This is a genomic window from Haloarcula sp. H-hyl6 (genome assembly GCF_056934455.1).
Genome location: NZ_JBRIIK010000004.1, coordinates 87,299 through 99,661, shown reverse-complemented (window position 1 = coordinate 99,661; position 12,363 = coordinate 87,299). Strand labels below are relative to the sequence as shown.

Here is a 12,363-nt window from a genome sequence, read left to right as displayed (position 1 = left end):
AGATCTCCACTACGACGGCGTCGACGTCGGCCCAGCACAGCTTGAAAGCCCCACGCCGCTGGCGGTCGCTCAGCGACATCTCCTCGCTACGCTCGGAGAAGGGTCGCTGACCCGACAACAGCATGCGCCAGCGCCGTGCCCCTTTCAGTCCCATCCGACCGCAACAGCAGAACCTCGGGACCGCCCTCCCTCGCCGGAACGAGGACGCTCACTGACTCACGGCTGCGCCGTTCGTCTCTCGCGGTCGCACGCGACCGCGCACCGTTCGCTGTGTTCCGGGCGCGGCCGGTGGCCGTGCCGGGCTTTCACCCATCCAGCACTCGGGCGGCCCCGCGGGATGCTCACGGAACCGCGACCGCACAAGATGTCCCCCGCCGTCGAAGGTATCCTACCAACTCGCATTTATATAATACTGTCGCCAAAATCTGAAGTCAGAAATACGCCTTCTAAGCCACTCTATCGCCATTCAATTCCACTTAAAGCAATCCTATTTAGTCGTTGGTTTTAAGTACTATGCACCCGTGGACTTATGTACGGAAAGACACGACACGCGGCGCTCACGAAGGCTGTTTCACGCCGCAGGAAATCGGGTGTTGTAGCACCCGACAAGTGTCTTCCCGTAGGCGCAAGAAGACAATGTACGCTAACGACTCCGGCAGTAAGAAAGCATCGTCCGATATCGACCAGCAGCTGCGACTCGGCGCGCACGTCGACGGCGGTCCCGAGCATCTTCTACAGGAAGTCGCCGAGACGGCGAACGGCGACGAACTCGACTACCGCCCCAACCGCGGCAGTGACTCGCGGGGCAACTACTACGCTCGCCAGAACGACTACGACTGGACTCGTTCGACCGATGTCGCACCGGATCGCCGCCACGGTGAGACGCTAGCTGCCCAAGAACAACGCCACGGTGAAAACGCCGAACAGGCCCGACACTCCAAGCAGGCCCGCGATGCCCACGCCGACGATATCGACCGCGAAGCCTCCGCTCGCCAGCTCACCACCAGCGAAACTGAACGACCAGACAACTTCGAAGCCGAACCCGACCCTCGTGAGGAGATGGACGCCGACGCGCTGGCCGCTGTCAACCAAGACGCCACCACGGTCAGCGACAAGACGGGTATCAGCACCGCCGCAGCAAGCCGCCTCGTCGCCACTCACACGACCGATAGTGACTCACGCTTCGATGGTGTCTTCGACGCACTCACGGCCGCCCGCGCCGCGATGAACGCGCCGGTGCCCGTCGCGGACATGAATCCACACGGCTACGAAGCCACCATCGAGGGAACGGTCACTCATCTCATCGAGGACCCCGCCGCCCCGAATCAGTATCAGGTCGCCTACGTCGAGGACGACGACGGCGACACGGTGAAGGTCACGGTCTGGGTCAAATCCGTCCACGGTGGCACGATGGTGCGCACCCTCCACGAAGGCGACCGCGTGCGTATCTGTGCTGGCAAGCCCGGCGAGTACAACGGGCTGAAGACGCTGGCTGTGACGAGCAAGACGACCATGTGCATCCTCGACCGCGGTGACGGTCCCGCTCCGACCGGCGACTGTCGCGCATCGTTTGGCTGTGCCGGTGACATCTCCCGACTCGCGCCGTGGGATGTGGAATCAGACACTCACGCGTGGGTCAACCAGATGGATATGGAGAAGGCTGTTGAGGTGACGCTGGCCGACTAATCCCGACTCGGTCGGCGGCTTTGCCGTCGAGGACGAGCAAGGCAGGGCGGAGCCACCTCGCGCACGCGGCCTCGTCGCCGCCCACCGGCAGGGCCGGGGCGGCGACGAGCCAACCACGCGCACGGATTGGGGCTGGGGCCGCAAACAGTGTCAAGGTGGGTCAGTCGGGACGGGTATCCAGAGTTATCGGGCTTCTGGTGGGACGCTCGCGTGGGCCAGCCAGCAGGGCAGGGAGAACTGTCTGCGAGTGTTTTCGACTGCGCGCGGTCCCACCTGTTGCACATCTCAAAAGCCAGTTGCGGCTGTGCGAGCGGTGTAACCCAGGTAGCTTGGTGACGTACTGGACGCGCGACCTTGAGGAACACCTCATCACAACGCCCGCAGAGTGACCCAAACACTCTTTATTGTTTCACTGTAATCTGTAATCAAGATCAACCCGTGTCACGCACCTCAAATCGCGCCGACGGCGACATCGTTCGGGATTTCCTCTCGGTCGCGGACTTGCTGGAGGACCCACAGCTGGCCCAGTTGTACGCGTATCTCGCTCGGGAGGGCGAGGCGACTGTCCAAGACGTGATAGACGACCTTGAGCTCGCCCAGGGGACGGCCTACAGCTACGTCAATCGGCTCGTCGACGCCGGCGTCGTCGAAGTTACGCAGGACGAGCAGCCCCGTCGGTACGACGCCCACGAGATCGACCTAACCGTGACGACGGCCGCCGGCGACCGCGAGTACACGATCACGCCGGCGCTGATCGACGCGGTCGGCCGCCGGGAGACCAACGCCGATATTGACACCTACATCGACCGCCACGGGGTCGCCGGGCTCGCGACGGCGCTCACCTACGCCGTCGCCCGCGAACGCGGCGAGGTAACTCACCGGCTGATGGCTGAGGACCTCGATATCTCCCCGCTAGCTGCGGAGATGATTCTGCAGGCGCTTCGGCCCGTGGTTCTCGAGCACTCCGATATCGTGGAGGCAGGGGCGTCGCTCGATGAGTTGGACATCGACGACGACGGCACCGCTGACGACGCGTGAGCGCGCTCCAGATCGCCGACACCGGCCTGTTCGTCGCGATGGGGCAGCCCTCGAACAGCCGGTACCAGGCTGTTCGCCGGTTCGCTCGCCGGAACGACATTACCTTGGTCCTGCCCGAGCGGGTGTATGAGGAACTGATCGTCGACGACCCCGACGTTGAGGGCCCGTCCATCGACGCTGCGGTCGACGAGAGGTGGGCAACAGTTGCGGCACCGCTCGAATTCTCCGAGCCGATCGTCTCGCGGGTGATGGACGGCGTCCAGCGGTACATCGCGAACGCCGACGACCGGCCCGCAGACGAGGTCGAACGGGCGGACGCGGCCCTCGCCGCCCTGGCTGCCCAACACCTTAGTACGGGGTCGGCGACCGAAGTGTACATCTACACGACCGATATCGCAGCCGGTGAGGGTGCCGAAACTGTGCTTGCTAGTGAGGGCTACGGGGATTCGATGACGTTCGTGAACGGCTTCCGGTTCATCGAGGACTTGGTCGCCGGAGACAGCTGACGCTATTCGGGTTCTAGGTCACGAGCGTCGGGGTCGCCGGCGAGATACTGCTCTTCCGTTCGCGTGATATCGTAGATGCCGTTGACGACCACCTCGACTACCTCTACCACGAGGCGTTTTTCGTGGTATCGACGACGTTCGAGGTGACCGCCTCTCGGACGCTGTGGTTCGGCCTGCAGTACGACTCAGAGACGGTCGAACAGGGCGAGATGGTCGGGAACGGCGCGCTCGCGACGGTGCGCTGGTACGACGGCGATCCGGTCGGCGACGGACACCTGTAGGGCCAGTTCGCGGCTCTCAAAGATGTCGTCGGCGACATGATCGACAAAGGCGTCTTCACGCCGTCGACGACGAGGCAGTATCTGAAACGGAAGCTCGCCGAACGGGTCGGAGACCGACAGGAGCTGTTCATTCCGACCGGAAAATCACCCTTCGAGAAGGCGATCCTGAACCACTCCTAGTTCAGTCTGCTTCGTGGCCGCTGCTGTGTTTCAGGGGCCAAAATGGGTGAGCCCCGTCATAGGCTCGTAATTTGATGACCTCAGACGACGACCAGTTTCACAACTGCGAGTTGAATCCCGAGACGATTCTCGAGACACACACGTTCGAAGACGTCCTGTTCACCGACGAGACGGAAACCCCGCTGAACGTGCTCACCGGCGACACGCCAGCACATTCGCGAGCGACCGTCGAGGAGGTAAAGGAGTTCGCTGCGAGTATTGACACTGACACACCCCAAATCGCGCTTCCTGCCTCGGTCGAGACACAGATCGAAACCCAGAGCAAGCCCTACACCGCAGCTGCGTTCTTCCACTTCAAGGTGACCGGATCGCTCGAGCGCCACCGCGCCTACCACGCCGCCCACGACTCGGACGCGTTCACCGTCGACTTCGAAGCGGACTACGAGTCCGGAACTCTAAACATCACTGTCGACCGAGCGGACGAATCCTGATACTCAACCGCCAGAGCAGGCTTTTCGAGCGCCGGCGATGGGTGCCGGCGCAGCCGGGAGAGCGAGCAACGATCCCCGTGCTCAGGTTAGGACTCCGAGTCAGTGATACGCAGTTCGCCCTCAACCTCGTAGAGCCAGCCGTAGTCGAGCAGTCGTTCAATAGCATACTCAATGTCTGCTTGCTCAGCTGGGAACTCCTCGTGCGCACGTAACAACGTCTGGGCCTGGTCACGCGAGAGCCCCTCCTTCGGTGACTCCGTTTCAGACTCGAGGATCTCGTAGGCTTCCATGATCCAGTCCGGGAGTGACCGTGAGTCATTTGACCACATGTGTATGCACTTGGGCTATCCGATGTCTATCGATTTGTGGGACAGCCAATTAAATTACTGCCCTCGGTGTCTGGACGGGAGATTCTGACGGACGACCATCAGTGCTCTCACCACCTTCCTACTGAACCCCCATGCTGGCAGGATATCTGTGCCTCCACAGCATTTGCCATCTGAGCGCGTATTTGCGAGACCGAGAACTGTGAAGGTGACGTTGAGAGTCGCGTCGCTCAGATAGCGGTGACGCGGTTCACGTCGTCGTCCAGCGCCTGTGCGTCCTCCGGGAGTAGTGCCACCACAAGGTACTCAGCGTACTCTTCGAAGTACTCGACGAGTTGGGCGATCCGGTCTGAGTCGATCGCTTCCAGTGAGTCCGCCAGCATGAACGGGACCGTCTCGTGGAGGTCGTGCACAAGGTAGCCAGCGAGCGCGAAGATCAGCCCCGTGACCTCACGCTCACTCTCACTGAGGTGCTCGATCGTATCCTCATAGGCCGCTCCGTTCTCTGTGGTCCGGACGATATGGAGATCGAACGCTGTCTGGTCGACTTTCCGTCGGCCCTCCCGCACGGTCTGTTCAACACGTTCGATCCAGATCCGGTCGAGATTCTCGTAGTCCAGAATCTCCAGCATCGCGTCCATGTGCTCGTTGAACTCGTCAACGGCGTCGGCTTCGATCTGGTCGATCTTCGTCCGTTCGTCGGTCAACTGTTCAACTAAGTCCTCGCGTTCTTCTCGGAGGTCGCCGCCACGGTCGAGCATAGCCTCGATCTCTTCGATTTCCTCGGTGACGTCCTCGAGATCAGACTCCAGACTGTCGATCTCGAACTCGAGTTGGTTGGCTTCTTTGTGGAGCGAGAGCACTTCCTCGAAGTCCTCAGATTCGAGGTCCTCAACGTCGGCTTCGAGCGTTTCGACGTCCTCGGTCAGCTCTTCGCGCTGGGATTTGAGTGAGTCGAGTTGGGCGTCGCGGCTCTCAACTTCGTCGTCGATGTCCGCGAGCTTGCGCTCGATCTCCTCACGCCGATTCTGTTGTTGTTTCGCCTCGCGCTGCTCGGCTTTCAAGTCTTCAAGCTTGGACTTGACGTCGTTGAGGTCCTGTATGAGGTCTTGCCGACGTTCTTGGAGACGCTCAACAGTGTCCTCGATCTGCTGTCGTTCGACCGTCGACCCACACGTCCAGCAGGTGACCGAATCATCGCCGTCAGCAAGTAGTTCGTCGGTCGGCGAGCCGCTCGATTCAGATTGGGTGGTCTCGTCGAGCGTCTCGAGCACCTCGTAGTCCTCATCCTCTAGTCGCTCTTCGTTGTACTGGATGAGGCTCTGGAGGTCGGAAATCTGGCTGTTCAGTGTTTGGCGTTTCTCGCGGAGCTGTTCGATCTCGGATTCGAGGTGCTGGTGATCGCCCATCGGCGTCTCGGGCAACTCCTCGAGATCAGCTTCCAGGTCACTTCGCTCCTGTTTGAGTGACGTGATACTCTCGTTTTGCGTCTCGATTTGGCGACGGGTCGATTCGAGGTCCGAGCGCGTCGAGCGAAGCTCGTCGAGCTTTGCTTCTAGCTCTTCCTGTTCCTCTCGGCTCGTCTCGATATCTTGATTGCTTTCGTCTATCTCTCCTTCTTTGTCCGCAAGCTTTTCCTTTTTCTCCTGTATCTGTTCCTGTATCTGCTTCTTACGTTGCTCGAGTTCGGGTAGGTCCGTTTTTCTACCTTCAATAGTAGCTAGTTCGTCATTTATCTCGTCTTTTTGGTCTTCTAATTCGCGTATTCTATTTTTAATGTCGTCGATATCGACGGGGCGCATGATAATCTCGCGAAGGTCGTCGCCACGGGCGACAGACTGACGCGCTTCATTGGTTTCGAGCAGGAATGCGAAGAGATCGGCGACCTCGGGATCGTCGAGGTAGCCGTCGCCATCGAAGGCGACTGCGTCACCCGCTCGGGTGAGCGTCCGTTCGTAGGTTTCACCGCCGAGGTCAAGCTGGACGCGTCCCTCGTCGGCATCGCCTTTGAGTGTCGCCTGATTGCTTCCCATAGCCGCCATGATAGATTGGAGGAATGACGTCCGGTTGGTTGCGTTCTTACCGGTCAGGACAATTACGCCGGGTGGAATCGAAACCTGGGTACTGTCGATACCACCGATGTTCTCGACGGTGAATTCAGCTGTCTGTGAAACCTGTTCTGAGGTGGGCATACATCACGGAATGAGTTCCATCTATTAAAATCCTGTATCGGGAACTGGAGTGTGGGGAGATAGAATCGCACCCAATAGTCTGGTAGACCGCTGAAGGGTGTCAGTCTCGAACGGATTCGAGAATGAGCCGTTCTTCGACGCACTTAGCTTCGCGCTGGGCGTCGTAGACGGCGTTGACGTTGACGCTGACGGAAGTAATACCCGTATCGATGAGTTCCTGAGTCATGCGAGGGTTCGACGGCGCTTGCCCACAGATACTCGTCTCAACGTCACTGTTACTAATCGCACTCAACCAGACTACTGGCATATTGGGGAGCTATGACTATATCGCCTATTTATATTAGCACTCTTGCGTAGTAGATTGGTGATAGCGAAAGCTTCGACTTTCAGCCACAGCTCTGGCCGTCAACAATCTACTTCACAAGAGCGTACAACATTTTCATCTAATTGAAAGACTTTGCTCGTGAAGCGAGAGCTCTTCGACATAGAGCATCGGCGGTTTCCTGCTTCATCTCCCAGTTCCATCGGTCGAAGGCGACGCCGCCCAGCGATTCACCAGAACCAGCAAATTACACTGTCGTTGACGTACTCGCGTCTTTACCGGAATGATCGATTTTTTGCCCCCCAGCGGTATGGACAATTATCTCTCCGGTGTCGGGATCGAATAGATGTGCCTTGTTCTTATCTAATGAGATGGAGATAGATGTCCCAACTACCAGATCCCGTTCCGAGCTGGTAACTGCGTCTACTGTGCCACCCCGGGCCATATCGACCGTCACTACCGTTCTCTCCCCAAACGTTTCGGTTAACGATATTTCGCCCTTAAATACACCTTCATTCGGATCATCGTGCACAGACGTGTTTTCGGGCCTGAAGCCCAATACCACGTTGGTTCCAGGCTGCAGGGACGCCGTCTCCTTAACCGGTAATTCAACCTCGTTCGTACCGTCAGTTAACGAAGCGTAGCTTTCACTGACTGAATCAACGTTTATATCCAGCAGACTCATACTGTATTCACCAATGAACTGCCCGACGAACATATTATTTGGACGGTGGAAAACTTCCTTTGGTGTTCCAATTTGCTCTATGCTGCCGTCGTTTATAATTGCAATACGATCACTCAACGTCATCGCTTCCGTCTGATCGTGCGTAACGTAAAACATGGGCTTCCCCATTTTCTTGTCCACCTTTTGTATCTCTTTCCTAGTTTCGACTTTTAATTTAGCGTCTAAGTCGGAGAGGGGCTCGTCCATGAGGAACGCTTTCGGTTCTTGGACAATAGTCCGTGCTAAAGCGACACGCTGCTGTTGCCCGCCACTTAGATCTCCCGGATGTTTGTCCAGCATTTCCCTTATCTGCATTATATCAGCCGCCTCTTCAACCGGTTCTTTTCGCTCTTCTTTTGGTACGCCATCTACCTTCAACGGGTACCCAATGTTTTCTCTCACAGACATGTGAGGATACAACGCAATTGATTGGAACATCATTGCAATGTTGCGCTTGTTAGGTGGTTTTTCAGTGATGTTCTCACCATCAAGGAAAATATCCCCACTTGTAGGAGTTTCCAATCCAGCGATACAACGCAAAGTGGTCGTTTTCCCACATCCAGACGGTCCAACTAGCGTCAAGAATTCGTCATCGGATACCGAGAAACTTACACCGTCAACTGCCGTTTCTTTTCCGTTTGGGGTATTGAATACCTTCTGCAAGTCTCTTACTTCTACTGTCGCCATAGTACCCCTTCACTACAGACCATTATAATACTTTTGTAGGTAGAACGGTATATTGTCAATTAGTTTGAAACAGAGTGGACCGGAAATAGAGTTGACAGCCCCGTCGGTATCTTGACTAGTCGTACGAGATATTATTTCTGATCGGCTATACGTTTCACCCAAAGAAGACCGCCGCTACCGTGTGCTCGCTCGCGATCGCAAAATGTTGGTAGACAAGCGGACGGACTTCAGCAACGAGGTGACCTCGTTGTTGGCTCAAAACGGTTTACCTACGATGGGTCGCTATGGAGCGACCAAAAGCGTGAGTTCCTCCGCGAACACACGCTCAATGGAGCTTTGGAACTGTGGTGGAACAGTGGTTCGAAGCGATTGACGAGATCACCAAGAGGATCAAGCGGATGTAGAGGCGGAGCGAAGTGCATTATAAAATGGATGTAGAATCAGGGTTAGAGTAGTTGGCTCTGTAGTTTCGCTAGACGCGACGGCTACGACTGCGTTATCTCCGTAGAAAGCGAAGAGACAGATCGGTGTGACATCCGAAATCCGTCTCTTCACTCGTGTTACGGTCGCTAAGGCTAAATCAGTTGTCGAGAACCCGGACGAACCCGCCGACCCCGAAGGGGGTGGCGGGTTCGCCGAATGGGCGATGCTCACGCTGCATGCACTCCGGATTGAGCTGGGCAAATCCTACCGCGTCGCGGTGGATTTGCTCAGCGAGATGCCCGGTGTCCTCGAAGAAATCGGACTTACGCGGTTGCCCCACTACACCGTCCTCCGCACGTGGTTTGCGCGGATTCCAACCAAGACGTGGCGTGCGTTTCTCGGCGCGTCAGCCGAGAAACGCACCGGCCACGTTGCGATCGATTCGACGGGCTTCGACCGCGACCAGCCCAGTCGCCACTACGCTAACCGCACGCACTACCGCGTTCGGGCGCTGAAAGTCACTGCCTTGGTGGATGTCGAAACGCTGTACATCACCGACATCCACTCGACTACCTCGAAGAAACACGACGCAAAGATCGGCCCGCAGGTCGCCCGACGAAACGTCGGCGACCTGCGGAGCCTCACCGCTGACCGCGGCTATGACGCGAAAGCCTTCCGCGACGAACTCCGTGAGAACGGCATCAGACCGCTGATCAAGCACAGGATCATGAATCCGCTCGATCACGCTCACAACGCCCGCATGGACGGTGATCGGTACAACCGTCGCTCAATGAACGAGACCGTCTCCTCATCAATCAAGCGCACGCTCGGCGCTGCCGTGCGTGCGCGTAGCTGGTGGCTGGAGTTCCGTGAGATGCTGCTGAAAGCGACCGTCTACAACCTTCGCCGGAGCGTGAGATATCCGTGAAATCAACCGCAGTGTGCCGAAACTACAGAGCCGAGTAGTTCTATGTTCGAGATGGCGAAGATGGGAACGATTTCACGGTACTGTCGATACCAACCGAGCGCTCGCACAGCATCGCTGAGCGAGCGGTTCGTTATCGAGTGCGACGTTTCGGCCATCTAAAGAGGAAAGTACCCTTCTGACCAGGTGAGCGTATTACGTTCTAGCGTCAACGGTCTCGACCCACGCTGTAAAATGAATGACTCGACACCGAGTGCGTAGAACTCGTGTTTCGTGATCCAGTTGTGGAAGACTTTGTCAGCTGCCACGGACAGCAGGTCGTCCGCGTTCCGGCGGACAACATTCGGCCGGGTATTTGTCTCGTACCCTCGTAGACCAACCCTGTGGAAATGATAGGCAGGCGGTATGAGTTAGACGCTGATGACTTCCCACTTATCACGAAGGATATAGAGGAAAATAAACGAGGGAATTAGGGCCATCGCAATCATTGCCATAATTTGCGGCCACTGGACACTGGATTGGGTGAGGAAGGCCTCAATGCCAACGGTTAGCGGCCACGCCTCGTATTTAACTAACAATATCTTCGGAATAGTATACGCTGTCCACGCGTGTGCGTAAGAGAATGTTGCGACTGCGACGATGCCTGGGCGTGCGACGGGAAGCGCGATCTCGTAGAACGCTCTGAATCGAGAGGCGCCTGCCATTCGTGCGTTCTCTTCTAACGATATAGGAACCGATTGAAAGAATTGCCACATAATCCAGATCGTCAGTGGGAGTCCCGTTGCTGACACGGCGATAATTGCTCCAAGGAGGCTGTTGATCAACCCGACCTCTGTCCAGATAATGTACATCGGAATCGCCAGCAAGATCGGAGGGAACATATATCCGAAGAGTATCGTACGTGCGAATAGCCGTTTATACGGGAGATCCAACCGCGTAAGGCCATACCCAGCCAAGGTCGACAACGTGGTAGTCAAACAGATAACGCCAACTGCAAGAATTATACTGTTGGCGTAGAACACTGGGAAGGAAGTCTCGGCTATCAGGACCTCGAGGTTCTGAAGCGTGAGATTGATTGGTAGAAATTGCGGTGGCGTGTTTAGAATTGACCCCACGTCGTGGAACGCAGAGTTGTAGATCCAGTACACCGGGAACAGGATGAAGAGAATGACGAGAACAGTAAGGAGGTTCTGTCCTTGTCGAAGGGCTGCGTACTTCGCCTTCGCATTTCCACCCACCGTTGCTAACACAGACAGAATTCGACCCGTCATTCTACTCGCACCTCCTGGGAGGGTTCCGCAACACTAAAGTAAATGATAGCGATGACAGAGAGGAATGCGAATAGGAAGACAGAGGCCGCTGCCGCCAAGCCAAGTTGCTGTAAACGGAAGGCCTTCATATACGCGTAAACGGGTACTGTAGTTGTCGCACTTCCTGGTCCGCCCTTGGTGAGAGTCCAGATAATATCGAACTTGTTGAAGTTCCACACACCACGTAGTAAGAGGGTGATGAACAGGACGTTTTTGATGTAAGGGAACGTGATATCCCTAAACTGTTGGTACATGGTCGCACCAGACATTTCGGCTGCCTCGTACATGTCGTCCGGGATGCTCTTTAGTCTGGCTAATACCAGGATCGTAACGAAGAACGCGAATTTCCAATTGTGAGCGAAGACCAGGGTCGTCATAGCCTTCATAGGGGTGTTGAACCAGGCAATGAGATTACCTTCATTAATGACTCCAAACATCAAGAGAGCCTGATTTAAAACTCCCCACTGCTGGTTTGTTATCCAGAGTGTGAAGTAGCTCACGAACACGGTCGGGATGAGGTAAGGCAGCAATCCAATCGGGAAAATATACTTCTTAAATTTGAAATCCCGATTGAGTAACAATGCGACCCCGACGCCCGTTATCGTATTGAGGAGGGTCGTACCGCCCGCAAAAATGAGGTTCGTGTGTATCGCCGAGAAAAATGCGGGATCGGACAGCAATGCCTGGAAGTTACTGAGACCCACGAATTCCCAGACTGGGCTATAGGCTGGAATTTCGTAAAACGCAGCAATGAACGCCCAGACTATCGGTCCGAGGACGATCAACGTAAACATCGTCGCTGCTGGGACTACTGTCAACAGCCCCATAACATATGTATTTGACAGGTAGTCCTCAACCCGTTCCCTTTTGTCGGTTATTCGTTCGTCATGAATCCATCTGCTCCAACGGTCTGTGTTTACGCCTCGCATGGAACCTATTGGGTTAATCATGATGTGGGTATATTAAATCTTTGGTGTCGGTCCCTCCTGCTCATTCGACGACGAACACCGTTCGGCGCCAAGAACAAAGGGGTATGTCTGTGGTTGTAGATATCGGTCGTTTAGCCGACCTTAGTGTACAGACACAGAGGCTTGAGGCGTTCTACCAGAAAGTGTAGAAGGAGTTGGCACGACACCATCGTGAGATACCTTGGTGAGATCGGGGTCGAACGGTGAAGTTCAGCCGGGGACGGAAACTAATCAACAATGGCTGATTCGGCTCTGTAGTTTCGCTAGACGGAGACGCCGCGACTGCGTTATTGCCGTAGAAAGC

The 12,363-nt window shown here is 56.2% G+C and carries 11 protein-coding genes and 4 pseudogenes; 7 read left to right on the top strand and 8 right to left on the bottom strand.

Going from position 1 to position 12,363, the window contains the following annotated elements; translation table 11 throughout:
- Nucleotides 1–636 precede the first annotated feature (636 nt).
- The 4 genes and pseudogenes from Hhyl6_RS21185 to Hhyl6_RS21170 all read left to right on the top strand — a co-directional run bounded on the left by Hhyl6_RS21185 (nucleotide 637) and on the right by Hhyl6_RS21170 (nucleotide 3,230).
- Nucleotides 637–1,686, top strand: a complete 1,050-nt coding sequence (locus Hhyl6_RS21185; RefSeq protein ID WP_483741235.1) for a single stranded DNA-binding domain-containing protein — start codon at nucleotides 637–639, stop codon at nucleotides 1,684–1,686.
- 281 nt (nucleotides 1,687–1,967) lie between these two features.
- Nucleotides 1,968–2,075 (top strand): annotated as a pseudogene (locus tag Hhyl6_RS21180) (DUF7558 family protein); the annotation flags it as partial.
- A gap of 49 nt (nucleotides 2,076–2,124) precedes the next feature.
- Nucleotides 2,125–2,724 carry a DUF7437 domain-containing protein gene (locus Hhyl6_RS21175; RefSeq protein ID WP_483741234.1) on the top strand — a complete coding sequence of 200 codons (600 nt, stop codon included), beginning with the start codon at nucleotides 2,125–2,127 and terminating at the stop codon, nucleotides 2,722–2,724.
- Nucleotides 2,721–3,230 carry a PIN domain-containing protein gene (locus Hhyl6_RS21170; protein WP_483741233.1) on the top strand — a complete coding sequence of 170 codons (510 nt, stop codon included), beginning with the start codon at nucleotides 2,721–2,723 and terminating at the stop codon, nucleotides 3,228–3,230. The genes Hhyl6_RS21175 and Hhyl6_RS21170 overlap by 4 nt, the downstream gene beginning before the upstream one ends.
- A 2-nt stretch (nucleotides 3,231–3,232) precedes the next feature.
- Here Hhyl6_RS21170 and Hhyl6_RS21165 read toward each other — a convergent pair.
- Nucleotides 3,233–3,313: pseudogene (locus Hhyl6_RS21165) on the bottom strand (MarR family transcriptional regulator); the annotation flags it as partial.
- On the opposite strand from Hhyl6_RS21165, the pseudogene Hhyl6_RS21160 reads away from it, so the two are divergent.
- Nucleotides 3,305–3,691, top strand: a pseudogene (locus Hhyl6_RS21160) (DUF6735 family protein); the annotation flags it as partial. The pseudogenes Hhyl6_RS21165 and Hhyl6_RS21160 sit on opposite strands and share 9 nt — an antisense overlap.
- A gap of 74 nt (nucleotides 3,692–3,765) precedes the next feature.
- A complete protein-coding gene (locus Hhyl6_RS21155; protein WP_483741232.1) occupies nucleotides 3,766–4,182 on the top strand; it encodes a DUF8025 family protein in 417 nt (138 codons plus the stop codon).
- An 86-nt stretch (nucleotides 4,183–4,268) separates the two neighbouring features.
- Here Hhyl6_RS21155 and Hhyl6_RS21150 read toward each other — a convergent pair whose 3' ends face one another.
- The 4 genes from Hhyl6_RS21150 to Hhyl6_RS21135 all read right to left on the bottom strand — a co-directional run bounded on the left by Hhyl6_RS21150 (nucleotide 4,269) and on the right by Hhyl6_RS21135 (nucleotide 8,433).
- On the bottom strand, nucleotides 4,269–4,472 hold the full coding sequence (locus Hhyl6_RS21150; RefSeq protein ID WP_483741231.1) for a hypothetical protein: 204 nt from the start codon (nucleotides 4,470–4,472) through the stop codon (nucleotides 4,269–4,271).
- A gap of 266 nt (nucleotides 4,473–4,738) precedes the next feature.
- Complete coding sequence (locus Hhyl6_RS21145; protein ID WP_483741230.1) at nucleotides 4,739–6,700, bottom strand: archaea-specific SMC-related protein; 1,962 nt, start codon at nucleotides 6,698–6,700, stop codon at nucleotides 4,739–4,741.
- 100 nt (nucleotides 6,701–6,800) lie between these two features.
- Entirely contained in the window at nucleotides 6,801–7,007 is a 207-nt protein-coding gene (locus Hhyl6_RS21140) for a putative PEP-binding protein (RefSeq protein WP_483741229.1), read from the bottom strand.
- A gap of 262 nt (nucleotides 7,008–7,269) precedes the next feature.
- Nucleotides 7,270–8,433 (bottom strand): ABC transporter ATP-binding protein, encoded by a 1,164-nt coding sequence (locus Hhyl6_RS21135; protein ID WP_483741228.1) that lies wholly within the window; start codon nucleotides 8,431–8,433, stop codon nucleotides 7,270–7,272.
- A gap of 529 nt (nucleotides 8,434–8,962) precedes the next feature.
- Here Hhyl6_RS21135 and Hhyl6_RS21130 point away from each other — a divergent pair.
- Entirely contained in the window at nucleotides 8,963–9,784 is an 822-nt protein-coding gene (locus tag Hhyl6_RS21130) for an IS5 family transposase (RefSeq protein WP_483741227.1), read from the top strand.
- 2 nt (nucleotides 9,785–9,786) lie between these two features.
- On the opposite strand, the pseudogene Hhyl6_RS21125 reads toward Hhyl6_RS21130, so the two are convergent.
- From Hhyl6_RS21125 to Hhyl6_RS21115, 3 genes and pseudogenes are all read right to left on the bottom strand, one after another.
- Nucleotides 9,787–10,146 (bottom strand): annotated as a pseudogene (locus tag Hhyl6_RS21125) (IS5/IS1182 family transposase); the annotation flags it as partial.
- A gap of 45 nt (nucleotides 10,147–10,191) precedes the next feature.
- Nucleotides 10,192–11,052: a carbohydrate ABC transporter permease gene (locus tag Hhyl6_RS21120; RefSeq protein ID WP_483741226.1), complete on the bottom strand. Its 861-nt coding sequence runs from the start codon at nucleotides 11,050–11,052 to the stop codon at nucleotides 10,192–10,194.
- Nucleotides 11,049–12,041, bottom strand: a complete 993-nt coding sequence (locus Hhyl6_RS21115; protein WP_483741225.1) for a carbohydrate ABC transporter permease — start codon at nucleotides 12,039–12,041, stop codon at nucleotides 11,049–11,051. Before Hhyl6_RS21115 ends, Hhyl6_RS21120 begins: the two co-directional genes overlap by 4 nt.
- Between the last annotated feature and the right edge of the window lie 322 nt (nucleotides 12,042–12,363).

What these genes read in the sequence shown, in the direction of transcription:
- Hhyl6_RS21185 (WP_483741235.1), top strand. Translation starts at nt 637, where the DNA reads ATGTACGCTAACGACTCCGGCAGTAAGAAAGCATCGTCCGATATCGAC.
- Hhyl6_RS21155 (WP_483741232.1), top strand. Translation starts at nt 3,766, where the DNA reads ATGACCTCAGACGACGACCAGTTTCACAACTGCGAGTTGAATCCCGAG.
- Hhyl6_RS21150 (WP_483741231.1), bottom strand. Translation starts at nt 4,472, where the DNA reads ATGGAAGCCTACGAGATCCTCGAGTCTGAAACGGAGTCACCGAAGGAG.
- Hhyl6_RS21145 (WP_483741230.1), bottom strand. Translation starts at nt 6,700, where the DNA reads ATGCCCACCTCAGAACAGGTTTCACAGACAGCTGAATTCACCGTCGAG.
- Hhyl6_RS21140 (WP_483741229.1), bottom strand. Translation starts at nt 7,007, where the DNA reads ATGCCAGTAGTCTGGTTGAGTGCGATTAGTAACAGTGACGTTGAGACG.
- Hhyl6_RS21135 (WP_483741228.1), bottom strand. Translation starts at nt 8,433, where the DNA reads ATGGCGACAGTAGAAGTAAGAGACTTGCAGAAGGTATTCAATACCCCA.
- Hhyl6_RS21120 (WP_483741226.1), bottom strand. Translation starts at nt 11,052, where the DNA reads ATGACGGGTCGAATTCTGTCTGTGTTAGCAACGGTGGGTGGAAATGCG.
- Hhyl6_RS21115 (WP_483741225.1), bottom strand. Translation starts at nt 12,041, where the DNA reads ATGATTAACCCAATAGGTTCCATGCGAGGCGTAAACACAGACCGTTGG.